The 24,225-nt window shown below is 61.2% G+C and carries 22 protein-coding genes; 7 read left to right on the forward strand and 15 right to left on the reverse strand.

Annotated elements, in window-relative coordinates; genetic code table 11:
- From NF676_RS19120 to NF676_RS19130, 3 genes are all read right to left on the reverse strand, one after another.
- The gene (locus tag NF676_RS19120; RefSeq protein WP_095182213.1) at positions 1-309 is read right to left on the reverse strand and encodes a hypothetical protein; all 309 of its coding nucleotides are present in this window, start codon (positions 307-309) and stop codon (positions 1-3) included.
- Positions 310-558: 249 nt separating this feature from the next.
- A complete protein-coding gene (locus NF676_RS19125; protein ID WP_016770887.1) occupies positions 559-993 on the reverse strand; it encodes a DoxX family protein in 435 nt (144 codons plus the stop codon).
- A gap of 113 nt (positions 994-1,106) precedes the next feature.
- Positions 1,107-2,528: an MltF family protein gene (locus NF676_RS19130; RefSeq protein WP_252886614.1), complete on the reverse strand. Its 1,422-nt coding sequence runs from the start codon at positions 2,526-2,528 to the stop codon at positions 1,107-1,109.
- Positions 2,529-2,762: 234 nt separating this feature from the next.
- On the opposite strand from NF676_RS19130, the gene NF676_RS19135 reads away from it, so the two are divergent.
- The 3 genes from NF676_RS19135 to NF676_RS19145 all read left to right on the forward strand — a co-directional run bounded on the left by NF676_RS19135 (position 2,763) and on the right by NF676_RS19145 (position 5,827).
- Positions 2,763-3,569, forward strand: a complete 807-nt coding sequence (locus NF676_RS19135; protein WP_252886615.1) for a TatD family hydrolase — start codon at positions 2,763-2,765, stop codon at positions 3,567-3,569.
- Between the two features lie 207 nt (positions 3,570-3,776).
- Entirely contained in the window at positions 3,777-5,258 is a 1,482-nt protein-coding gene (locus NF676_RS19140; protein ID WP_252886616.1) for a methyl-accepting chemotaxis protein, read from the forward strand.
- Between the two features lie 203 nt (positions 5,259-5,461).
- The gene (locus NF676_RS19145) at positions 5,462-5,827 is read left to right on the forward strand and encodes a DUF962 domain-containing protein (RefSeq protein WP_217851699.1); all 366 of its coding nucleotides are present in this window, start codon (positions 5,462-5,464) and stop codon (positions 5,825-5,827) included.
- A gap of 1 nt (position 5,828) precedes the next feature.
- On the opposite strand, the gene NF676_RS19150 is transcribed toward NF676_RS19145, so the two are convergent.
- From NF676_RS19150 to NF676_RS19160, 3 genes are all read right to left on the reverse strand, one after another.
- Entirely contained in the window at positions 5,829-6,623 is a 795-nt protein-coding gene (locus NF676_RS19150; RefSeq protein ID WP_056788449.1) for an acyl-CoA thioesterase, read from the reverse strand.
- Between the two features lie 233 nt (positions 6,624-6,856).
- A complete protein-coding gene (locus tag NF676_RS19155; RefSeq protein WP_056788446.1) occupies positions 6,857-7,615 on the reverse strand; it encodes a CHAD domain-containing protein in 759 nt (252 codons plus the stop codon).
- A 103-nt stretch (positions 7,616-7,718) separates the two neighbouring features.
- Entirely contained in the window at positions 7,719-7,997 is a 279-nt protein-coding gene (locus tag NF676_RS19160; protein WP_016770894.1) for a hypothetical protein, read from the reverse strand.
- A 214-nt stretch (positions 7,998-8,211) separates the two neighbouring features.
- On the opposite strand from NF676_RS19160, the gene NF676_RS19165 reads away from it, so the two are divergent.
- Positions 8,212-9,249: a patatin-like phospholipase family protein gene (locus tag NF676_RS19165; RefSeq protein ID WP_039759961.1), complete on the forward strand. Its 1,038-nt coding sequence runs from the start codon at positions 8,212-8,214 to the stop codon at positions 9,247-9,249.
- A 109-nt stretch (positions 9,250-9,358) separates the two neighbouring features.
- Here NF676_RS19165 and NF676_RS19170 read toward each other — a convergent pair whose 3' ends face one another.
- The 6 genes from NF676_RS19170 to kdpF all read right to left on the reverse strand — a co-directional run bounded on the left by NF676_RS19170 (position 9,359) and on the right by kdpF (position 17,421).
- Positions 9,359-10,054 carry a response regulator gene (locus tag NF676_RS19170; RefSeq protein ID WP_016770895.1) on the reverse strand — a complete coding sequence of 232 codons (696 nt, stop codon included), beginning with the start codon at positions 10,052-10,054 and terminating at the stop codon, positions 9,359-9,361.
- Positions 10,055-10,102: 48 nt separating this feature from the next.
- Positions 10,103-12,754: a DUF4118 domain-containing protein gene (locus NF676_RS19175; protein ID WP_056788409.1), complete on the reverse strand. Its 2,652-nt coding sequence runs from the start codon at positions 12,752-12,754 to the stop codon at positions 10,103-10,105.
- Between the two features lie 132 nt (positions 12,755-12,886).
- Entirely contained in the window at positions 12,887-13,432 is a 546-nt protein-coding gene (gene kdpC, locus NF676_RS19180; protein WP_252886617.1) for a potassium-transporting ATPase subunit KdpC, read from the reverse strand.
- A gap of 128 nt (positions 13,433-13,560) precedes the next feature.
- Complete coding sequence (gene kdpB, locus NF676_RS19185) at positions 13,561-15,618, reverse strand: potassium-transporting ATPase subunit KdpB (RefSeq protein ID WP_064361229.1); 2,058 nt, start codon at positions 15,616-15,618, stop codon at positions 13,561-13,563.
- A gap of 10 nt (positions 15,619-15,628) precedes the next feature.
- The gene (gene kdpA, locus NF676_RS19190; RefSeq protein WP_073472398.1) at positions 15,629-17,323 is read right to left on the reverse strand and encodes a potassium-transporting ATPase subunit KdpA; all 1,695 of its coding nucleotides are present in this window, start codon (positions 17,321-17,323) and stop codon (positions 15,629-15,631) included.
- An 8-nt stretch (positions 17,324-17,331) separates the two neighbouring features.
- Positions 17,332-17,421, reverse strand: a complete 90-nt coding sequence (gene kdpF / locus NF676_RS19195) for a K(+)-transporting ATPase subunit F (RefSeq protein WP_007899818.1) — start codon at positions 17,419-17,421, stop codon at positions 17,332-17,334.
- A 398-nt stretch (positions 17,422-17,819) separates the two neighbouring features.
- On the opposite strand from kdpF, the gene eat reads away from it, so the two are divergent.
- The 3 genes from eat (at position 17,820) to NF676_RS19210 (ending at position 20,268) form a co-directional block, all read left to right on the forward strand.
- Positions 17,820-19,184: an ethanolamine permease gene (eat, locus tag NF676_RS19200; protein WP_016770900.1), complete on the forward strand. Its 1,365-nt coding sequence runs from the start codon at positions 17,820-17,822 to the stop codon at positions 19,182-19,184.
- 221 nt (positions 19,185-19,405) lie between these two features.
- A complete protein-coding gene (locus NF676_RS19205; RefSeq protein ID WP_016770901.1) occupies positions 19,406-19,573 on the forward strand; it encodes a DUF2897 family protein in 168 nt (55 codons plus the stop codon).
- Between the two features lie 137 nt (positions 19,574-19,710).
- Positions 19,711-20,268 carry a TetR/AcrR family transcriptional regulator gene (locus tag NF676_RS19210; RefSeq protein ID WP_041478311.1) on the forward strand — a complete coding sequence of 186 codons (558 nt, stop codon included), beginning with the start codon at positions 19,711-19,713 and terminating at the stop codon, positions 20,266-20,268.
- On the opposite strand, the gene fabF is transcribed toward NF676_RS19210, so the two are convergent.
- The 3 genes from fabF to NF676_RS19225 all read right to left on the reverse strand — a co-directional run bounded on the left by fabF (position 20,265) and on the right by NF676_RS19225 (position 24,185).
- A complete protein-coding gene (gene fabF, locus NF676_RS19215) occupies positions 20,265-21,539 on the reverse strand; it encodes a beta-ketoacyl-ACP synthase II (RefSeq protein ID WP_252868059.1) in 1,275 nt (424 codons plus the stop codon). The two genes, NF676_RS19210 and fabF, sit on opposite strands and share 4 nt — an antisense overlap.
- Before the next feature lie 205 nt (positions 21,540-21,744).
- Entirely contained in the window at positions 21,745-22,080 is a 336-nt protein-coding gene (locus tag NF676_RS19220; RefSeq protein ID WP_252868060.1) for a ComEA family DNA-binding protein, read from the reverse strand.
- Positions 22,081-22,190: 110 nt separating this feature from the next.
- Entirely contained in the window at positions 22,191-24,185 is a 1,995-nt protein-coding gene (locus tag NF676_RS19225) for a polysaccharide biosynthesis protein (protein WP_095182225.1), read from the reverse strand.
- Positions 24,186-24,225 lie beyond the last annotated feature (40 nt).

Here is a 24,225-nt window from a genome sequence, read left to right on the forward strand (position 1 = left end):
TCAGCGCCGAGTGATCAGGCCCTGCCGCGCTACGCGGGTCAGTTGCTTGATCATGTCCGGCGCATCTTCTGCGCTCGGCGCCTGAATCACCGCCAGATCGAAGCTGTCCGTAGCAAAACGCGCCAGCGACTCGCCGTCATCGACAAACTGGATCAGGAACGCGGCAGGACCGCCGCTGCGACGTGGCCAGCCATCGAGATAACGCAACAGCGTCGGCTGGTGTTTGCCGCCAAGAAGGATTTTCGGGTTGCGCTGGGTGACATGTGCCGTGATCGGCGCGGGACGTGCTGGAGGGCGTAGTGCGTTCATCGTGTCGTGTCTCTGCCTCAAAAGTCTGCATGGCAGGTGAGAGGCAACACCGAACCAGCGCTTTAGCGGTATTTCGAAGCCCTGTTCCGGCTTCTGACGGTAACTGTAGAAGTCACCTGGCGCCCCGCAAGTAGCTGTTTAAATCGGCGCATGGGCAACATCCTAGAGAACGTGACCGACCAGTGTCAAGAATCCCCCGCAACAAAAAAAGGCCCGCGCAATGCGGGCCTTTGCCTTGAGCCAGAGCCTTCAACCGGCGATGGCGCGATCCGCCGAGAGCTTGCCGGCGCCTTCAATCAGGACCGCAATGCTGCCGGCCAACAAAGCCAGAGCGAACTCGTAACCGTTGTTGGCCATGAACAGACCGTTACCGATGTGCACCGAGAAGATCGCCACCAGCGAGAGGAACGCCAGACCGAGTGCCGCCGGGCGTGCCAGCAGGCCGATGATCAGCGCCAGACCGGCGAAGAACTCGGTACCGCCAGCCAGCGAGGCCATCAGGTAGCCGGGGGTCAGGCCAATGCTTTCCATCCATTGTGCGGTGCCGGCCAAGCCGTAACCACCGAACAGACCAAAGAGTTTCTGCGAACCGTGGGCGGCGAAGATCACGCCGACAGCAATGCGCAGGACAGTCAGGCCGTAACCGGCGCGGGTGAACAGAACCTTGTTGATCAGAGAGCTCATGGTGCATTCCTTGTTGTGCAGAAGTGTTTGTGTGTTTGGGTTGGTCGCTATATTAATCAGTTTATTTCATGTTTAAAGCGCAAAAATTTCGCCATAACAATCGAATTGTTAGATTATTTCCGTGTGACCACTTTCTGCTGCCGGGGCTCGAGCGACTCTCGCTCCCGGTCGAATGCCAGATAATACTTGTTCACGCTATTAACATAGCTGACGGCGCCCATCCCCACCTGCTCCATGGCAATGCGCTCGACCTGGAAGAACCACTGGTTGGGATTGAGGCCACGGCGGCGGGCTTCCGCGCGCATACCCTGGACGCGCTCGGGGCCGATGTTGTACGCGGCGAGGGTGAACGCCATGCGCTCACGCTCGTTGAGTTTCGGGCTGCTGAAGAACTTGCGGCGGATCATCGCCAGGTACTTGGCGCCGGCCTGCACATTCGCATCGAGATTCTGGATATTGTTCACGCCGACCCGTTGCGCGGCGGACGGAGTGATCTGCATCAGCCCGGTCGGACCGCTGCCGCTGCGGGCGTTGGGCTGCAGACGCGATTCCTTGAACGCCAGCGCCGCCAGGTTAAGCCAGTCCATGTTCTGCGCATCGGCGTGCTTCTGCAGGGTTGGACGGAGTTTTTCCAGACGCTGGCGATCGGCCTTGGCCAGCGGATTGTGCACCTGATACAGGCGTCGATAGATGCGCAGGAAAGCGGCGTCTTCATCCGACGGTCTCTTGTAACCGGTGAGGAAGCGATCGATGCTCGCGCGCAACATCGACGCATCGCGGCGCACGAACCAATGTTCTTCGCCCGGCTCGCCGAGGCTCAGCTGCCGATCGAGACGCAGCTTCGGCAGGATTTTGCCCCAACGCTCGGCAATCGGTTGCTCGACAATGGTCAGGTGGAAAATCCCGCCCTGAACCATCTCCAGCACATCTTCGACCGCCAGCGTCGGATCGACCCACTCGATATTGATCGGCGCCAGTTTGTGCAGCGCCAGTTTCTGGTTGAGCTGGCTGACCACCTCCCCCGCCGCACTGCCGGTGGGCAAGGCCAGGGTCTTGCCGGACAGTTGCTCGACCTTGGTGTACCGGCGCTGGCCCTTGATGCCGACCAGCGCCAGCGGCACGTTGCTGGCAATCGGCTCACTGCTGGCCACTGCATAGCCCGATGGCAGATCGAGCAATTCACCGGGCGCGACCATGTCGCCTTCGCCGCGCTGCAAAGCGCCGAGCAATTGATCCTTGGCTTTGGGAATGATCTTGAGGGTGACTTCCTGGCCGTCGCGAGCATGGCCATTGAGGTATTGCTCGAACGCGCGCAATCGGTGGTACTCGACACCGATGGCCTGGCCCTGGACTTCGCCGGAGCTGTTGCGGCTCTGATTGACCAACACCCGCAACACGCGGCTGCTGCGGATTTCGGAGAGGTCGCGAACCTTGCTCGCCGGTACGGCTTGCAGCGGTCCGGGCAGGCGCGCGGCCGCCGTCATCGGCAGCAGCAACGCAGCACACAACAGCAGCAGAACCGAGGGACGATGCATCCACTCTCCGAAAAGAATACGGGGCGATTCGTCGCAAAAGAGACGACATCACCGACGAAAACAGAGCGCTTTGCGCGCTGATAAAGTGCGTGAGACTGGCACAGTGATGGCATTGTCGCCACCCCGGAGTCCCCCGCGGCCTCAACAGACAGCCATAAGTCTTTGTAGTTCTTGGCTTTTCTTATAAATCTACAGCTCTGATATGCTTTCCGGCCTTCGGCCCGAGGTAGCACCATGCAACTCATCGATATCGGCGTCAACCTGACCAACCCCAGTTTCGCCGACAAACACCAGGCCGTGCTCGACCGCGCCTACGCCGCCGGCGTCTGCCAACTGGTGCTGACTGGCACCAGCGTCGAGGGTAGCGAGCAGGCGCTGGAACTGTGCCAGCAACTGGATGAAAGTGGCCAACGGCTGTTCGCCACCGCCGGTATTCACCCGCATTCGGCCAGCGACTGGAACGCTGACAGCGCCCGTCGTCTGCGCAGTCTGTTGAACGAATCCAGCGTCGTCGCGGTGGGCGAATGCGGGCTGGATTTCAACCGCGACTTCTCCCCGCGCGCGCAACAGGAAAAGGTTCTCGAAGAACATCTGGCGCTGGCCGTCGAACTGCAATTGCCGGTCTTCCTGCACGAGCGTGATGCCAGCCAGCGGCTGCTGGAGATCCTCAAAGACTTCCGCGATCAACTGCCGGCGGCGGTGGTGCACTGCTTCACTGGCGAGCAAAAGGCTTTGTTCAGCTACCTCGATCTGGATCTGCACATCGGCATCACCGGCTGGATCTGCGACGAACGCCGGGGCACGCATCTGCATCCATTGGTCAAAGAGATCAAGCCGGGGCGGCTGATGCTGGAAAGCGATGCGCCATATCTGCTGCCGCGCACGTTGCGGCCGAAGCCGAAAAACGGCCGCAATGAGCCGGCGTATCTGAGCGAAGTGCTGCGCGAGGTGGCGCTGCATCGCGGCGAGACCGAGGAAGCGCTGGCCGCACATACCACCGCGTGTGCCCGGGCGTTTTTTAATCTCCCCATTCTCACCTGACTGCACACTTCCCCTGTGGCAGCGAGCCTGCTCGCGAAGGCGGTGGATCAGCTACAAATGGGCTGAAGGACGCAACGCTTTCGCGAGCAGGCTCGCTCCCACAATAGATCTCGGCATCTTTTGATTCATATCAAAACTCCCGAATCTGCATAGCGGCACAATAATGGCACCTTGCCAAAACTGTTTCCGCTATCAGAGAAGACCTCCATGGGTGCCTGGCTTAGCAACATCTCGCTGAAATACAAATTCTGGGCGGTCAACGCGGTCGCCTTTGTCACCACCCTGCTGCTCGTACTGTACGCCGTACATCTCGAACAGCAGGCCCGCAGCCACGCCGCGCAGGCATCTGCGCAAGCGCAGGCGCAGTTGCTCAAGGCCTGGCCGACCGGGCAACCGTTGCCCAAGTCCGCTCAGGTGCTGACCTTCAAGCGCGGTGAAGTGCCGCGTCTCAACGATCAACCGCTACTGGAAATCAGCGGCAGCAACGGCTGGAACGCCACCAATGAAATGCCGCTGTTTGGCGAGAATCCGTTGATCGGCGCCGAAGTGTTCAGCCGTGCCGACGGCGAGCAAGTGGCGGTCATCGCCTATGCCCCGAGCCTGAGCCAGGTGTTCAGCGAGCGTTTCGCCAACTATGCCGTGGCGGTCTTCGTCCTGATGCTGGCGATGCTAGGCGCTTCGCAGCTGCTGATCCGCTTTCTGCTCAGCCAGCTCAACACGTTGAAAGATGTGATGCTGCACGTTGAAAAAACCGGCAACCTCTCCGCTCGCGTGCCGCTGGTGGGCAGGGACGAAGTCGGGCAGATGGCCAATGCCTTCAACGCCATGCAGGCCGGTTATCAACGCGTCGTGACCACCGTTGCCAGCACCGCGCGACAACTGGATGACGGTGCAGCGCGGCTGGCCTCGAGCATGAACGACGTGCGCCACGGCATGCTCGGCCAACAAAGCGAAACCGACCAGGCTGCCACCGCGATCAACGAAATGACCGCCACCGTTTATCACATCGCGCAACACGCCGGCGCCACCCGCGATCTGTCGAAAACCGCCGATGGCCTCGCCGGCAGCGGTCAGCAGGTGGTGGCGCGGGTGCAGCAATCGATTGCCGGGTTGTCCAACGGCGTGCAGCAGACGGCAGAAATGATTCAACGCCTGGCCGAGGACAGTCAGAAGATCAACGGCGTGGTCAGCGTGATTCACAGCATTGCCGAACAGACCAATCTGCTCGCGCTGAATGCGGCGATCGAAGCGGCCCGCGCCGGGGAGATGGGTCGCGGCTTTGCCGTGGTCGCCGATGAAGTGCGCAATCTCGCCAAGCGCGTGCAGGCTTCCACCGACGAGATCACCGGCATGATCGCCGCATTGCAGGCCGGCACCCGCGATGCGGTGGATTTCATGCAGGAGAGTTCGTACAAGGCCGACGACTGCGTGCAGCAGGCGCAGGAGGCTGGCGCGGCGCTGGCGGAAATCACCGGAGCGGTGGCGCAGATGCGCGAAAGCAACACGCAGATTGCCGTGGCGGCGGAACAGCAGAGTCAGGTTGCCGAGGAGATGAATCGCGCGGTGGTGAGTATTCGTGACGTGACCGAGAACACCGTGCAGCAGACGGTGGATTCGGCGACGACCAGTAACGAGTTGGCGACGTTGGCCGGGGAACTGAACAAGGCGATAGGTCAGTTGAAATTGTGAATCCGCTTTCGCGAGCAGGCTCGCTCCCACATGCGCCATAGAATCAATGTGGGAGCGAGCCTGCTCGCGAAGGCGTCAGAGGCACCTACATCGAATCCTGCGATGACGGCTATCACTTCAATAGCCAACCTTGATTCGCCGCCCTCCGCGCCCGGGCCTATTCTTCAACCATGAAGTTCAACATGGATCGAGGAGTAGCAAACATGGGCAAACGTCACCCCAACCTTCCCGCGTGGCAATGGCGCGCCTATCCGGGCAATCATCAGCATCCGACCAATCTGGTCCTGCACCTGATTGCCGTGCCGCTGTTCATCGTGGCGTTTCTGTTGATCGTGTCGGGAGTGTTCAGTCTGAGCCTGGCCAGCGTCGCCATCGGCGTGATCGGTATCATGGCGGCGCTGGGTCTGCAGCGCCACGGTCACGGCCTGGAGGCGCAAGCCTCCGAGCCGTTCAGTGATCGCAAAGATGCCGTGTCACGTTTGCTGGTCGAGCAGTTTCTGACCTTTCCGCGGTTCTTCCTCAGCGGTGGCTGGTGGCGCGCCTGGCGTGAGCGCCACCGTCGGCATTGAGTCAGGCGAAGATCGTCACGGTCTGCCGACTCATGGCAATCAACTCCCCTTTCGCGCTCCACAACTTCGCGGCGACATGGCCGTAACCGTCGGCCGCGTATTCGATATCGGCCAGGTATTGGCACCAGTCCAGCGTGCTCAAATCGTGTAACGGCTGCACGAATTCGATGGTCCAGGTCAGCGTGCTACCCGGCGCCGGTTTCTTCAGATACGGCAACAGCGCCGGCGGCCAGGCATCCACCAGCGCCAGCAGATGCGCCTCGTTGACCGGCTCTTCTTTGACATCCCCACGCAACCGCACCCAGCCGCCCATCAAGCGCGAGGCCGTGCCGGAGAACGGAATGCCGCCGACGCTCCAGCGCATCGCCAGATGGCGCATGAATTCCGGGGTCACGCCTTTGATGTAGGGCAGCTCCTGGCATTCGTCCCAGTGTTTCATGATCGGCGCCGGGTAGGCTTCGACGGCGACTTCCGAGGGCCGCGAGGCACCGAAGCTGCCCTGAATGATCGTCACCACCTGACCATTCTGCATGGCGCGGCCCAACACCTGGCTGACGGCTTTGCCTTCACGCAGCACGTCGACTTCGAAACTCACCGGCACTTCCGGCTCGACCGGGCCGACGAAGGTAATCGCCAGCGAACGCACCGGGCGCTCCGTCGGCACCCTGGCGCGCATGGCTTCAAATTGCAGCGCGGCCACCAGTCCGCCAAAACTGGCGCGGCCCTGCCCCCATTCGGCGGGGATGATTACTTCAGGTTGTTGGCGGACAGCATCGAGCAGATCGCAAAAGCGCATGGCAACCTCGGAAAACGAGAAAGGAATGCGCGGATCTTACCCAGCCCCGGGCGGCGGCGCAGCGTCTATTCCGGTCAAATGGGCTGACAGATAGGCCTTGGCACTTTTCGATTTCGCCGCAAAACCCTTGTAGGAGCTGTCGAGTGAAACGAGGCTGCGATCTTTTGATCTGTTTGCAAATCAAGATCAAAAGATCGCAGCCTTCGGCAGCTCCTACAGGGGATGCGTAAGCTTCAGGACTTGAAACAGGTCGCGCTGAGCTTTTCCAGCACTTGATCGGCCTTCAGCTCTGCCTTGATCAACCCGGCCTGCCAGGTGGCCACGCACGGTTGCAGATCAGCCTCCTGCTCGGCACGCGCCAGCCATTGCCAGCAATCGTGCCAGTCGCCCAGTGCGCCTTGCGCGGATTTCAGGCGTTTGTAGGCCGGCTTCGGCAAGCGATCGAGCTCGGGATAGGCTTCGATGCCATAGCGCACACGCTTGATCAGCAGGCGCAGGCGATGGCGGTCATGGGCGGGATCGTGCAGCGCTTCGTCGAGTTTCTGCCATTGTTTGCCCAGGCGTTTTTCAATGCGTTTATCCAGATCTTTGAGCAAGCCCTGACGCTCGGACGCGCGCAGAAACCGTGGAAAGGCGTCGAGAATCATCAGCAACGAAGCCAATTCCGCACTCGCCGCCAGCGCCGGATACGCCTCGGCCATTTGCGCCAGACGCCGCTGCGCAGCCTCGGGCTGATCATGCTCGAGCAGGTACGCCGCGAGCACTTCGCGATCACGCCACGGTGTGGTCAACTCGCCCACCGCAGACGCCGCCGCCTCCAGTTGCTCGACACCCGGCAAGCCGCGCAACGGCCGCAACAGACTGCGCAAGCGCCGCACCGTGGTGCGCAAATCATGCAACGCCTCGGGATCAGTGCGCGCAGTCAGGCGCGCCTGACATGCCAGTAGCCGCACATCCAGGCTCAACACATGAGCCACCAAGCGATCGATCATGGGGTCTACTCCGTAGACAGCTACAAGCTTCTAGCTACAAGCTTCAAGCTGAATGTGATTGCTTCAAAGCTTGCGGCTTGCAGCTAGAAACTTGCAGCTGCTGTTAACGTCCTGCGCGGGATTCGCGAATGTAGAAGCGGGCTTTCTCGGCTTTCTTGCTGCAGCCTTCGAAGCCTTCGAATTGTTGCTGGGTCTTGGCGGCGGTCAGCAGCGACAGCGCTTTGGAATAGCTGACGGTGCCGGCGAAGCCTTCGGCCTTGGCCAGATCCAGTTCGTGCCAGGCCGCGTCGAGTTGGCTGCCGCAGCTGTCGCGGTACGCGGTTTTGCCGGCGCAACCGGCCAGAACCAGAGCCATCAACGGTACACAGATCCAGGCTTTCATCACTCACACCTCAAGGTAGGTCAACAGTCGTGCAGGTAAGACGGTCAAGCGGCGAAAAAGTGCCTCGCTGATCGGTCAAACCACGTGGCGCAGAGCATAGCGCGCAAGCGTGCGCCGCGAACGAAAAACGACGTCACCGCTTCGCGCAACGACCTTGGCGATTGAGCCGCTTGGCCGATGCGTGCATTGTGCAGGCTTGTCCGGAGGAAGTTTGATGAAAAAGCGTGTCGCACTGGTACTGGGCTCCGGTGGCGCCCGGGGCTATGCCCATATCGGCGTTATCGAAGAAATTGAAAAACGCGGCTACGACATCGCCTGCATTGCCGGTTGTTCGATGGGCGCGGTGGTCGGCGGGATCTATGCCGCCGGCAAACTGGATGAGTACCGGCGCTGGATCGAAAGCCTTGATTACCTCGACGTGCTGCGTCTGGTCGATGTGAGTTTCCGTCTCGGCGCGATTCGCGGCGAAAAGGTCTTCGGGCAGATTCGCAAGATCGTCGGCGAGATCAACATCGAAGACCTGCGCATTCCCTACACCGCCGTCGCCGCCGACCTGACCAATCAGCAGGAAATCTGGTTTCAGGAAGGCTGCCTGCATCAGGCCATGCGCGCCTCGGCGGCGATTCCCAGCCTGTTTACCCCGGTGATGCAGGGCAACCGCATGCTGGTCGACGGCGGCATTCTCAATCCGTTGCCGATCGTTCCGGTGGTGTCGAGCCATTGCGACCTGATCATCGCGGTCAACCTCAACGCCACCAATCAGCGCCAGTACAAGTTGCCGGTGATCGAGCGGCCGGCGGCGTTCCGTTCGCGCTTCGACAGTCTGATCAAATCCATGGGTTCGAAGTTGCCGTTCCGGCGTAAACAGGCCGAGCAATTGTTGAAGCTGGAACAGGAAGCCTTGCGCGCCGAGGCGGCGGAGATCAATCCGTGGCTCGAGGGCGTCGAACCGGAAAGCCAGCAACCGGCGGCCGCCCCGGAACGCGAAGGCGCACCGAAATCCGCTACCGGTTCGTTCATCATCGATAACGTCGGGCCGGCGTCGCTGCTGGATCTGATCAACCAGAGTTTCGAGGTGATGCAGACCTCACTGGCGCAGTACAAGATTGCCGGGTATCCGCCGGATATCCTGATCAACGTGCCGAAGCGGGTGTGCCGGTTTTTCGAGTTCTACAAGGCGCCGGAGTTGATCGCGCTGGGGCGGGAAATTGCCAGTGATACGCTGGATCGGTATGAGCAGGAGCAGGGTTGAACTGATGCGGATTTTTCGGAGTATTTGATGGCCTCTTCGCGAGCTGGCTCGCTCCCACATTTGAAATGCATTCCCCTGTGGGAGCGAGCCTGCTCGCGAAAGCGTCAGCTCAGCCAGCTTCACTCAACAACCGATACCCCACCCCCGCCTCAGTCACGATAAACCGCGGCCGGGTCGGGTCATCCGCCAGTTTCTGCCGCAGGTGCCCGACCACGATGCGCAGATAATGACTGTCCTCGGTGTGCGTCGGCCCCCAGATATCCTTGAGCAACTGCTGCTGGGTGATCACCCGCCCCGGATGCCGCGCCAGTTGCGCCAGCACCGCATATTCCTTGCGGGTCAGGGCGACTTCGGCGCCGTCGAGCAGCACGCGCCGATAGGCCAGATCCACGGTCAGAGGGCCGAAACTCAGCGCCGCTGGCTGCGCCTCCCCCGCCGGTGCCTGGCGCAACAACGCGCGAACCCGGGCGAGAAATTCCTGAATGCCGAACGGTTTGGTCACGTAGTCGTTCGCGCCGCCATCCAGCGCTTCGACCTTCTGCCCTTCACTGGCGCGCACCGACAGCACCAGTACCGGCGTGGTCGCCCATTCGCGCAACTCGCGCAGGACCTGCTGACCGTCCATGTCCGGCAACCCGAGGTCGAGCACCACCAGGTCAGGTTTGCTCAGCGCGGCTTGTGCCAGGCCTTCAGCGCCAGTGCCGGCTTCGAGCACTTTGTAGCCTTGTGAAGCGAGGCTGATGCGCAGGAATTTGCGGATCTGCGGTTCGTCGTCGATGACCAAAATGGTCGCGGTCTGGCTCATGAATTCACATCAACACAATAGATTGGCAAGAGAGTAGCGCAGTCGACTTCAAGCTTCACCGTCCATCCCCGGTTGTGCCTGCAACGGCAGGTGCAAGGTGATGCAGGTGCCGCGCCCGTCGATGCCGTCAGCCACAGAAATACGCCCGCCGTGCGCGCCGACCATGCCCTGACAGATCGCCAGCCCCAACCCCGTGCCCTGCCCGCCGCGATCACCGCGCGCGGCGGTGTAGAACATGTCGAAAATCTTCGCTCGGTCCTCTTCAGGGATCCCCGGGCCTTCATCGCTGACCGAAAAGAAAATCTCCTGCTCATCGGCACCCGCGCGCAGTTGCAGGCGACCGTGGCTGGGCGAAAATCGCGCGGCGTTTTCCAGCACGTTAACCAGCGCCTGTTCGATCAGCGCCGCGTGCACATACAGCAGCGGCAACTCGGCCGGCACTTCGGTGCTGACCTGCAGCGGCGCCAGCACGGCGCGAAGGCGATTGAGCGAGCTGCCGACGATATCGGCCGGCGATACCCAGTCGCGCGCCAGCTTCAAGGCGCCGTGGCCGAGGCGGGTCATGTCGAGCAGGTTCTGGATGTAGCGGTCGAGGCGTTCGGCCTCATCGCGGGTGCCTTCGAGCAGCTCGCGGCGATCCTCCAGCGGGATCGCTTCGCCGAGGGCCAGCAGGCTGTCGATGCTGCCGCGCATGGCCGTCAGCGGCGTGCGCAAATCGTGGGACACCGAGGCCAGCAAGGCGCTGCGCAATTGTTCGGTTTCGCCGTGCAGACGCGCCGCTTCGAGGTCATCGGCCAATTGCGCACGAGCCAAGGCTTGCGCCAGCGGCTGACTTAGCGCAGTGAGCAAGCGCCGGCGCTGACCGCTCAAGCTCTGGCCTTCCTTGGCGCAAACACCAAGCAACGCCAGCGGCCCGTCCTCGACCGACAACGGCCACCACCACCAACGCCCCAGCGGCAAGGTGCCGGTGCCCTTGCCCGCCGGTTGATCGTGTTGCCAGGCCCAATCGGCGGCGGCGCGTTCGGCCTCGGTGAATTGCAGCGGCCCGCCGGTTTCGACTTTCCAGCCGCCCTGGCCGTCGCGGTTGAGCAAGCACAATTGCACATCGCTCCAGCCTTCGAGGTGTTGCGCGGCAGCGCTGATCACGGCTTGGCGATCCGTCGCGGCGGTGAGTTTGCGCGACAGGTCGAGCAGTTCGCTGGTCTCTTCCTGCGTATCGCGCAAGGCCTGCAACTGCCGCCGCTGACGCGCCGCGAGGTTGCCGGTGAGCGCCGCCATCAACAGGAAGAACAGCAGCGTCAGCACGTCTTCTTCGCGCTGAATGCTGAAGGAGAAATTCGGTGGAATGAACAGAAAATCGTAGGTCAGAAACGACAACGCCGCACAGGCCAGCGCCGGGCCGAGGCTGCTGCGCACCGCCACCAGCAACACCGCCGCGAGAAAAACCAGCGAGATGTTCGGCAGCGGCAACACACTCGACACCGCCCAGGCCAGGGCCGTGGCCAACAACGTCGCGACCAGCGCCAGCGCGTAGTCGAACCACACCAGCGTGACTGAATTGCGCGGGCGCGGTTGGCGCTGCTCGTGGTCACTGTCGAGCACGTTGATTTCCAGACCGTGCGCCTGACGCAGCAGGCGCGCCGCCAGACCACCGCCGAACAGTCTACGGCGCAACCGTGGCCGCGACTGGCCGACCAGCAACAGACTGGCGCGGCGTTCGGCGGCGTGTTGAATCAGGGTTTTCGCCACTTCGCCGGCCCGCAACAGCACCACTTCGCCACCGAGGCGTTCGGCCAGTTGCTGGGCGCTTTGCAAACGCAACCGCGATTGCTCGTCACGGGCACTGCCGTTGTCGACATGCACCAGACTCCACGGCAGATGCCGGCGCTGGGCGACGCGGCTGGCGTGACGCACCAGCCGTTCGGCCTGCGCATCGCCATCGATACCGACCAGCAAACGCCCGCGTACCGCCGGCGCGGCCTGCCCGAGTTGGCGATAGCCTTGGGCCAGATCGTTGTCGACCTGCGCGGCGGCGGTCTGCATCGCCAGTTCACGCAGGGCGGTAAGGTTGGTCTGGGTGAAAAAAGCGTCGATCGCAGCGCGGGCCTGTTCCGGCACGTAGACCTTGCCTTCGCGCAGACGCTCGAGCAATTCACGCGGCGGCAGGTCGATCAGCAGCAGCTCGAAAGCTTCCTGCAGGACCCAGTCCGGCAGGGTTTCGCGCACCTGTACGCCGGTGATGCCGCGCACCTGATCGTTGAGGCTTTCCAGGTGCTGGACGTTGACCGTGGTGAACACGTCGATGCCGGCGGCGAGCAGTTCCTGAATGTCTTGCCAGCGCTTGGCGTGACGACTGCCGGGGGCGTTGCTGTGGGCCAGTTCATCGACCAGCACAAGCTTCGGCTTGGCGGCGAGAATGCCGTCGAGGTCCATTTCCTCAAGCAGCACGCCACGGTATTCGCTGCGCACCAACGGCTGCTGCGGCAGGCCACCGAGCAAGGCTTCGGTTTCGGCGCGGCCATGGGTTTCGACCACGCCGGCCAGGACCTTCACGCCCTGGCGCAGTTGCGTGTGGGCAGCCTGGAGCATGGCGTAGGTCTTGCCGACCCCGGGGGCGGCGCCGAGAAAAACCTTGAGCCGGCCACGGCCATCGCGGGGCAGGTCTGCTAACAGTGCGTCGGCGCGGCCGGAGTCGCTCATGCTGGGGATGCTCTCTTTCTTCTGATGTTTATGCGGTGATTGTCAGGGCGCCTTCGCGAGCAGGCTCGCTCCCACATGGATATGCATTCCAAAGGTGGGAGCGAGCCTGCTCGCGAATGGCCGCGCCGCCGATTACAGGTTTTGCAGTGCCAGATTCAGCTCCAGCACATTCACCACCGGCGGCCCAACCAGCGGCTGTTCGATGTGCTTATCGAGCAATTGCTGCAAGGTCGACACCGGCAGGTTACGCGCTGCTGCGACACGCGCCAGTTGATAGGCAATTGCCGCCGGTGGCAAGTCCGGATCGAGGCCGCTGGCGGAGGTGGTCAGCAAGGCCAATGGCACCGGCCCCTGCCCAGCGACTTGTTGTTTTTGCGCGTCTTCGATTACGCGGGTCGCCAGGGCCGGATTGCTCGGCGCGAGGTTGCTGGCGCCGCTGGCGACCGTGGCAAAAGCCCCGGCGGACGGGCGTGGGTGGAACCAGTTGTCGCCGCTGAAATCCTGGGCGATCAGCGCCGAGCCGCGGACTTTGCCGTCGGCGTCGTGGATCAGGCTGCCATTGGCCTGAGCCGGGAAAGCGACCTGGGCGATGCCGGTGACCGCGAGTGGATAGGCGACGCCGGTGATCAGGGTCATCAGCGCCAACAGGGTCAGGGCCGGGCGTAGGGTTGTGGACATTGCAGAATCCTCGATTCAGAAACCAGTACTGTGTTGAGTCAGATAAGCAGTGGCGCATTCTTCGCGAGCAGGCTCGCTCCCACAGGGGAATGCAGTTTCAGGTGGGAGCGAGCCTGCTCGCGAAAGCGTTACACCAGATGCAACGCCGTAAGCAGCATGTCGATCACCTTGATCCCCACGAACGGCACGACAATCCCGCCGACGCCATAGATCAGCAGATTGCGCCGCAGCAACGCCGCCGCACTCGCCGCCTGCACGCGCACGCCGCGCAATGCCAGTGGAATCAGCACAACGATGATCAAAGCGTTGAACACGATGGCCGAGAGAATCGCGCTCTGCGGACTGCTCAGATGCATGATGTTCAGCACACCCAGCTGCGGGTAAATCGAGGCGAACAGCGCCGGCAGAATCGCGAAGTATTTGGCGATGTCGTTGGCGATGGAAAAGGTCGTCAGCGCGCCACGGGTCACCAGCAATTCCTTGCCGATCTGCACCACGTCGAGCAGCTTGGTCGGGTCGCTATCGAGATCGACCATGTTCGCCGCTTCGCGTGCCGCTTGTGTGCCGTCGTTCATGGCCATGCCGACGTCTGCCTGGGCCAGCGCCGGGGCGTCGTTGGCGCCGTCGCCGCACATGGCGACCAGGCGACCGTCGTTCTGCTCGTGACGAATGCGCGCGAGTTTCTTCTCCGGCGTGGCTTCGGCGAGCACATCATCGACGCCCGCTTCAGCGGCGATCGCTGCTGCGGTCAGCGGGTTGTCGCCGGTGACCATCACCGTGCGAATTCCCAGTTTGCGCAACTCGGCAAAACGCTCACGGATGCCTGGCTTGACCACGTCCTTGAGATGGATCGCGCCAAGCAATTTGCCGTCAGCGCAGACCAGCAACGGCGTGCCGCCACTCTGGGCGATCTTGTCGATTTCCCGCGCCAGCGCCGGGGCCAGATCACTACGTTGTTGACCGAGAAACGCCAGCAGCGAATCCACCGCCCCTTTGCGATATACGCGGCCCTGATAATCGACGCCAGACAAGCGGGTTTCCGCGCTGAACGGCACGGCGGTCAGGGTTTCCGGGGCCGGCTCCGGTTGTGGGTGCAGGCCACGGAGGAACTCGACGATCGACTTGCCTTCAGCGGTTTCGTCGGCCAGCGAAGCAAACAACGCGCCTTCGGCCAGCTCACGGCCGCTCACACCCGGCGCGGCATACACCGCGCTGCAACGACGGTTGCCGAAGGTGATGGTGCCGGTCTTGTCGAGCAACAGCACGTGCACGTCACCCGCCGCCTCCACCGCCCGGCCGGACTTGGCGATCACATTCAGGCGCACCAGCCGATCCATCCCGGCGATACCGATGGCCGACAGCAGACCGCCGATGGTGGTCGGAATCAGCGTGACCAATAACGCCACGAGGAACACCAGCGGCAGGCTGCCATTGGCGAAATGCGCGAACGGTTGCAGGGTGACGACCACCAGCAGAAAGATCAGGGTCAGGCCGATCAGCAGGATATCCAGCGCGACTTCGTTGGGGGTCTTCTGACGCTTGGCGCCTTCGACCAGGGCGATCATGCGGTCGAGGGTCGATTCACCAGGGTTGGTGGTGATCTTCACCAGCAGCCAGTCGGACACCAGCCGCGTGTTGCCGGTGACGGCGGAACGGTCGCCGCCGGACTCGCGGATCACCGGCGCCGATTCACCGGTAATCGCCGCTTCGTTGACCGCCGCGATGCCTTCGATGACTTCGCCGTCACCGGGGATCATCTCCCCGGCTTCGACTCGCACCACGTCGCCCTTGCGCAGATTGGCAGCCGGCACGATCTTGAAGCTGCCATCAGCCTGACGGCAACGGGCGCTGAGGCCTTCGCTGCCGGCCTTGAGGCTGTCGGCGCGGGCCTTGCCACGACCTTCGGCCAAGGCTTCGGCGAAGTTGGCGAACAGCACGGTGAACCACAGCCACAGGGCGATTTGCGCGGCGACGAAGGTCGGCACGTCGGCGTCCGGGATGAAGCACAGCACGGTGGTGAAAATCGCCGTCAGTTCGACCACCAGCATCACTGGCGAACGGGCCAGCTGCCGTGGGTCGAGCTTGACGAAGGCTTGCACCAGCGCCGGGCGCCACAGGGCCGAGATCGCGGTTTTGGCTTGTTCCGGCGCCTTGACGGCGGCGGGTTTGATTGCAGGCATATTCATGATGGATTCCTTAGAAGCCCATACTCAAATGTTCGGCGACAGGACCGAGCGCCAGCGTCGGCAAGAACGTCAGGCCGCCCACCAGCAAAATGGTCACGGTCAACAGGGTCACGAACAGCGGGCCGTGAGTCGGAAAGCTGTTCTGGCCGACCGGTGCGCTTTTCTTCATCGCCAGGCTACCGGCCAGTGCCAGCACCGGCAGGATGTAGCCGAAGCGGCCGATCAACATGCCCAGGCCGAGCATCAGGTTGTGGAACGGCGTGTTCGCGCCCAGGCCACCGAATGCCGAACCGTTGTTGGCGCTCGCCGAGGTGTAGGCATAGAGCAACTGACTGAAACCGTGCGCGCCGGGGTTGCTGATGGTTGCCGCAGCGCTGGGAACCGTGGCGGCAATCGCGCCGAGCACCAGCACGCCGACGGGCATCACCAGCAGCGTCACCACCAACAATTGCACCTCACGCGCTTGAAGCTTCTTGCCGAGGTATTCCGGCGTCCGACCGATCATCAGACCGGCGAGGAACACCGCGATCAGCACGTTGAGCAACATGCCGTAGAGCCCGGCGCCGACACCGCCGAAGATCACTTCGCCGACCATCATGTTGACCAGCGCAACCATGCCGCTGAGCGGGTTGAGGCTGTCGTGCATGCCGTTCACCGAGCCGTTCGAAGCCGCCGTGGTAGTCACCGACCACAGCACCGTCGCGGTGGTACCGAAGCGCGCTTCCTTGCCTTCCAGCGGCGCGGTCTGCTCGACGGCAGCGTTGTTCAGGGTCGGATTCGGCTGATACTCGGCCCACAACGACGTCGCACCGCCGATCAGGAACAGCGCCAGCATACAGGCGATGATCGCGCGGCTCTGACGCAGGTCCTTGACGTAATGGCCGAAGGTGAACACCAACGCCACCGGGATCAGAATGATCGAGGCGACTTCGAACAGGTTGCTCCACGCGGTCGGGTTCTCGAACGGATGCGCCGAGTTGACGCCGAAGAAACCGCCACCGTTGGTGCCCAGCTGCTTGATCGCAATCTGGCTGGCCGCCGGGCCGAGCGGAATTACCTGATCAACACCCTGCAGCGTCACGGCATTTACATACTGAGCGAAAGTTTGCGGTACGCCCTGCCAGACCAGATACAGCGCCAGCAGCAGGCACAGCGGCAGCAAGCCATAGAGGGTGGCGCGGGTCATGTCGACCCAGAAGTTGCCGAGGGTCTGCGCCGATTTGCGCCCGATGCCACGGCACAGCGCGACCAGTACGGCCAGGCCGGTGGCGGCGCTGACGAAGTTCTGCACGGTGAGACCGACCATCTGGCTCAGGTAGCTGAGGGTCGCTTCGCCGCTGTAGGACTGCCAGTTGGTATTGGTCATGAAACTGACCGCAGTGTTGAACGCCTGGGTCCATTCCTGGCCTGGCAGATTTTGCGGGTTCAGCGGCAGATGATCCTGGAACAGCAGAATCGTAAACAGCAGCAGGAAACCTGCAAGGTTGAACGCCAGCAGCGCCAGCGTGTACTTCTGCCAGCTCTGCTCCGCCTGCGCATCGACCCCGGCAAGGCGATAGCAACCGCGCTCGACCGGTCCGAGAATCGGCGTCAGCCAGGTGCGCTGGCCCTCCATCACCTTGTAATAGAAGCGCCCAAGGAACGGCGCCGGCAGCAGGACCAGCGCAAAAAACCCGAGGATCAGCCAATAGTCATAACTGTGCATAGCCGCTCCTAGTTCCGGTCCGCGCGCAACAGCGCAACCAACAGATAAATGAACAGCCCCACTGCCAACAGCAGTGACACCCCGTCCAGAACGCTCATGGAAGATCTCCGTGTAACGGCGTATTGCCGTGTGTGCAGCGATTGTCGGGAAGGAGGCTGTAAAGGAACGAGAGCGAGGCCCGGCGTGGGTCATAAAGAAAGCGTAAAGAGTGGGTTTATGCGGGCTTTACGGCTGAGTTTCGTGGTGTTTGGGCTGCGCCTTCGCGAGCAGGCTCGCTCCCACCGGGGCAACGCATTTCAAAATGTGGGAGCGAGCCTGCTCGCGAAGACGGCATCACCGACAACATCGCACCCAACTGGCGCACAAAAAGCAGCTATCCCCACCCGAACATCCCCCCTGCGACAGCTTTGAACTCATTACGACTTGTTTCAGCGTAATGGCACGCCCACTGCACACGCTCTCTCCCGAGCTTTCCAACCATTGCGGGAGCAAGCGCATGAACACACAACTCAAACCCACGCTGGGCACGTTGCACCTGTGGGGTATTGCCGTGGGGCTGGTGATTTCCGGGGAATATTTCGGCTGGAGTTACGGCTGGGGCGTGGCCGGTACGCTGGGTTTTCTGGTGACCTCATTCATGGTCGCGACCATGTACACCTGCTTTATCTTCAGCTTTACCGAACTGACCACCGCGATTCCCCATGCCGGCGGGCCGTTTGCCTACAGCCGCCGCGCGTTTGGCGAAAAAGGCGGATTGATCGCCGGACTGGCCACACTGATCGAATTCGTCTTCGCCCCGCCAGCGATTGCCTTGGCGATTGGCGCGTATCTCAATGTGCAATTTCCGGCACTGGACCCGAAACACGCGGCGGTCGGCGCGTACATCGTGTTCATGGGCCTGAACATTCTCGGGGTGAAACTGGCCGCGACGTTCGAGCTGATCGTCTGCGTGCTGGCGGTGGCTGAGTTGCTGGTGTTCATGGGCGTGGTCGCGCCGGCGTTCAGCTTCAGCAACTTCGCGCTGAATGGTTGGGCCGGTTCCGACGTCTTCGGCGCGCCGGCAATTGCCGGGATGTTCGCGGCAATTCCATTTGCAATCTGGTTCTTCCTCGCCATCGAAGGCGCCGCCATGGCCGCCGAGGAAGCCAAGGACCCGAAACGCACGATCCCAAAAGCCTACATCAGCGGCATCCTGACGCTGGTGCTGCTGGCAATGGGCGTGATGTTCTTCGCTGGCGGCGTCGGCGACTGGCGCACCTTGTCCAACATCAACGACCCACTGCCGCAGGCGATGAAAACCGTGGTCGGCGACAACTCCGGCTGGCTGCACATGCTGGTCTGGATCGGCCTGTTCGGCCTGGTCGCCAGTTTCCACGGCATCATCCTTGGTTATTCGCGGCAATTCTTCGCCCTCGCCCGCGCCGGTTACCTGCCCGCCTCATTGGCAAAACTGTCGCGCTTCCAGACCCCGCACCGCGCAATCATCGCTGGCGGCCTTATCGGCATCGCGGCGATCTACAGCGACGGTCTGATCAACCTCGGCGGCATGACACTCACCGCCGCGATGATCACCATGGCCGTGTTCGGCGCCATCGTGATGTACATCATGAGCATGCTCAGCCTGTTCAAACTGCGTAAATCCGAGCCAAACCTGGAGCGCACCTTCCGCGCGCCGTGCTATCCGCTGGTTCCACTGATCGCGCTGGTGCTAGCGGTGGTTTGCCTGGTAGCGATGGCGTGGTTCAACACACTGATCGGGCTGATTTTCCTCGGTTTCATGGCGGTGGGGTTCTGCTACTTCATGCTCACCGGGCAACTGCGCGCCGATGCGCCGGCGGATGCCATGCTCACAGGCCTGTAACGACTCGTCCCCTGTAGGAGCTGACGAGTGAAACGAGGCTGCGATCTTTGCTTTTCAAGATCAAAAGATCGCAGCCTTAGGCAGCTCCTACAGGAATTTCGGATGCACCGGGTGCAAGCGGCCTAGAATGGAACCACTGCGAAGTCGTTTCGCTCAAAGGTGGTATGCAGCATCGCACGGCGAAGTCCTCGCCCGTCGAGCTGCCATTAAGGAGAGCCGTTATGCCCTGGTATGCCTGGTTGATTCTGGTCGTTGCGATCGGCTCGATTGTCGGCGGATTGATGATGTTGCGCGACACCGCCAACAAGGTCGAACTGACCGATGAAGAACGCAAGCGCGTCGCACAGCGCAATGCCGAAGCGGATGCCAAGGATGCACAAGACCGCTGATACCAACCCCGCCGCAATGGCGGGGTTTGTTTTTTCAGCACGATCGGACTTACCCGCAGGCTGTTTAGATTTTAGAAGTACAGTCACCATTTAATCTTCCGTGGTTAAGATGGCAGCATCGTCGCGGAGAGCTCCACATGCGTTACTCGCCAGATCACAAAGCCCAGACCCATCAACGCATCATCAAGGAGGCTTCCGCCCGATTTCGCAAGGACGGTATCGGCGGCACCGGCCTGCAGCCTCTGATGAAAGCCCTGGGCTTGACCCATGGCGGTTTCTACTCACACTTCAAATCCAAGGAAGAGCTGGTCGAAAAAGCCCTGCAAGAGGCCGGCGAGCAAGTCGCGGGCCTGTGCGAAGAAATCTTCGCGCAGGAAAACCCTCTGCAAGTGTTCATCGACACCTACCTGTCAGAGTGGCATCAGACCTCGCCCGACGAAGGCTGCCCGCTGCTGACCATTTCCTCGGAGCTGGGCCTGCGTGGCCAGCCAAGCCCCACCAGCGACGAAGTTCTCAATGCTCGCCTCGAACAAATTCAAGGCACGCTCGAAGGCGAGAACAGCGCCGATCGCAGCATTGTCATCATGGCCACCCTGGCCGGTGCCCTGCTGCTGTCACGCAGCGTCGCGGATGCCGACTTCGCTCAGCGCATCCTCGACGTCACCCGCGAGCATCTCAAGCAATCGAGCGATTAACCTTCCCAGCGTTTGAACAACACGCTCGCATTGACCCCGCCAAAACCGAAGCCGTTGGACAAGGCATATTCGATCGACATGGAGCGCGCCTCGCCATGCACGATGTCCACCCCTTCGCTCGCCGGATCCGGGTTTTCGAAGTTGAGCGTTGGTGGCACCACCTGATCACGAATCGCCAGCAGCGTGAAAATCGCCTCCAGCCCACCCGCCGCGCCGAGCAAATGACCGGTAGCGGATTTGGTCGAAGTCACGGCGATCTTGTTCTGCGTGCCAAACAACGCCTTGATCGCCGCCAACTCGCCCAGGTCACCGACCGGCGTCGACGTCGCATGTGCGTTGAGATGCTGCACCTGCTCCGGCGTTACACCGCCCTGAGCCAGTGCCAATTGCATCGCCCGGCGAGCGCCACTGCCGTCTTCCGGCCCGGCGGTCAGATGGTAGGCATCGGCCGTGGTGCCGTAGCCAACCAGTTCGGCCAACGGCTTCGCACCCCGTGCGAGCGCATGCTCCAGCGACTCGATGACCAATAGACCGGCGCCCTCGCCCATCACGAAACCATCGCGCCCACTGTCGAAGGGACGCGAAGCTTTTTCCGGGGTGTCGTTGTAGCCGCTGGACAACGCCCGCGCCGCCGCGAAACCGGCGAGACTGACGCGATCGATCGAAGCTTCAGCACCGCCACATACTGCGATGTCCGCCTCCCCCGCCCTGATCAACCGCGCTGCATCGCCGATCGCCTGAACCCCGGCGGCACATGCGGTAACCGGAGCACCCAACGGCCCTTTGAGGCCATGCTGGATCGAGACATGACCCGCCGCGAGATTGACCAGAAACGATGGAATGGTGAACGGCGACAAACGCCGAGGACCACGGCTGTCGGTGGTACGCACCGCATCGGCAATCGCACCGAAACCACCGACACCCGAGCCGATGATTGTTGCAGTGCGCTCCTGGCTTTCAGCGTCCCCCGGATGCCAGCCGGCCTGCTCCAGCGCCTGCCGCGCCGCTTCCATGGCAAACATGATGAAGCGATCCATCTTCTTCTGTTCCTTGGGCGGCGTCGCACGATCCGGATCAAACCCGGCCTCGGCATCCTCCTCCACCGTCGGCACACTGCCGCCGACCCGGGTCGGCAGATCAGCCACCACAGCGTCAGGCAGATTGCGCAACCCGGAACGACCGGCCAGCAAGCGCTGCCAGACAATTTCAACATCACTGCCCAAGGGTGAAACCAGGCCCATGCCCGTGACGACGACTCGACGTTGGTTCATATCGTGGTTACCCCTTATCAATTCAAAATTCGACGTGCATCGGTGTGCTTCGATTCGGCTGCTGAATCAGTCCCGAGCGAAATTATTATAGGCATAATCAAGACACAATATGATAGCCGTAATTTTTAGCATTCAGACATCCACCAGATCGGCACCCAATAAAAAGGCCGGTCAATGACCGGCCTCTCGGCGTTGAACTGTCAGCTTAGTTCACTTCCAGCTTTTCACGATTGCGATCCAGAATCGCCTTGCCAATCCCCTTCACTTCCAGCAACTCATCCACCGACGCGAACGGACCGTTTGTATCGCGATACGCAACAATCGCCTGCGCCTTCGCCTCACCCACCCCTGCCAACTCCTTCTGCAACGTCGCCGCATCCGCGCCATTGAGATCGACCTTCGCGCTTGCCGAGGGCGCAGCCGCATCCATCAGCAAAGGCGTCTTTGTTGTCTCGGCGGGCGCTACAGGGGCAGCAATCGCAGCAATCGAGGCGCTGGTGAGGAAAGCAAAAATCAGCGAGTAGAAATAACCGGTACGCATAAGTGACGCTCCATCATCGTTTGAGAAAGCAGCTTTTCCCAAGCTGCTCTCCAAACGTAGGTCATGATGGAGGGAAGTCAAAAATGCGAGCGTTACAGGATGTGAAACAATCAGGGCTCGAGGCGACGTTGCTGGTAGATCCAGTCGACAATCTCGCCGTCCGGGGTGTAGCCGCTCACCGTTTCGCGCAGAACCTGGCGGACGCGGGAGTAGTCATCCACGTCGACAGCCGCGAGCAGCTCACCCAAACGTGACTTCAGAACATCCCATGGCAGATGATCCTCATTGGCGGTCATGATCATCGGATGCGGCGTGGCTGCAACATTGTCGCCGATCAGCAGTTCCTCGTAGAGTTTCTCTCCGGGACGCAACCCTGTGAACTCGATGGAAATATCGCCCTGAGGATTTCGCTCGGAACGAATACTCAACCCGGACAGATGAATCATTTTCTCGGCCAGTTCCACGATTCTCACCGGTTCGCCCATGTCCAGCACGAACACATCACCGCCCTGCCCCATGGATCCTGCCTGAATCACCAGTTGCGCAGCTTCCGGAATCGTCATGAAGTAGCGAGTGATTTTCGGGTGGGTAACCGTCAGCGGACCGCCGGACTTAATTTGACTGTGAAACAGCGGGATCACCGAGCCGGACGAGCCCAGTACGTTGCCGAAACGGACCATGGTGAAGCGGGTTTTGTTGACCCGGGAAATATTGGCCTTGTCGCCAAACAGGACAGGGGCGATTTCGTGACTCAAGGCTTGAAGGATCAATTCGGCCAAACGCTTGGTGCTGCCCATCACGTTGGTGGGCCGGACAGCCTTGTCGGTCGAAATCAGCACAAAGTTCGAAACACCGGCCTGCAATGCGGCTTGAGCCGTATTAAGTGTTCCCATCACATTGTTCAGCACGCCTTCGGCAATGTTGTGCTCCACCATCGGCACATGCTTGTAAGCCGCAGCGTGGTAGACCGTGTCCACGCTCCAGGTCTTCATGACATCCAGTATTTTTTCCGGGTGGCGAATCGAACCCAGAATGGGCAGCAACTTTGTCGATACCGACTCACGATCCGCACGCTGCTCCAACTCGGAAAGAATGCTGTAAAGGTTAAATTCGCTGTGCTCGAACAGCAAAAGCGATTTTGGCCCCAGTGAAAAGATCTGCCGGCACAACTCGGAACCTATTGATCCCCCCGCCCCAGTCACCATCACCGTTTTGCCCTTAATGCAGCGCTCAAGCAAATCATGCTGCGCCGGGACCGCGTCCCGCCCGAGCAAGTCCGCAATATCGACTTCCTGAATGTCATCGACCTTCACGCGACCGCTGGCCAGGTCGGTAAAATTAGGAACACTGCGCACGTGCAAAGGAAAACCCTCCAGCATATTGAGGATTTCCCTGCGTCGAGCACGGGTCGAAGACGGCAGTGCCAGCAAAATTTCTTGCGCACCGGTGACGTCGATCATTTGTTGAATATGTTTGGGTTTATAGACTTGGAGACCGGAGATTGAGCGGTCCGAGATTCCTGAGTCATCATCGATAAAGGCTACGGGACGCATCGCCCTTCCCATGCGCAACGCAGCGACAAGCTGATTGCCAGCTACGCCCGCCCCGTAGATCGCCACTTTGGTCAGACCATCATCACGATTGGCAAAAGGAACGTGCTGAGCGGCGGTGAACCAGTCCCCCATGAAGTACTGGCGCATGCAGAGACGAAGCCCGCCGATGATCACAAGGCTGAGCCACCAATAATTGAAGATGATCGAGCGCGGCACGATGGCTTCGTGATTACTGTACCAATAGACCACCAAAGCCAGGATCAGCGAGGACAGACTGACTGCTTTAATGATCACCACCAGCGCGTCATTACCGAAATAACGCATCACTGCCCGGTACATGCCGAACCGTATGAATAGAGGAATGGCGACGAGCGGAGCACAGACAAACAACCACAAGTGCACTTTCAACGGATTGACCATCTCGTCGATACCCAGACGGACGATAAACGCCAACCACAAGGCTACCCAGACGAGCAAAACATCGGTAAGCACCTGAATCAATCGCTTCTGGCGGCGCGGTAAACCCAGCAAGAACTCGCGCATTCTGTCCATATTCCCCTGTACCAATCTGGCCTGCTCCCTTTGGTTAATC

This window comes from Pseudomonas siliginis (assembly GCF_024072275.1).
Lineage (GTDB): Bacteria > Pseudomonadota > Gammaproteobacteria > Pseudomonadales > Pseudomonadaceae > Aquipseudomonas > Aquipseudomonas siliginis.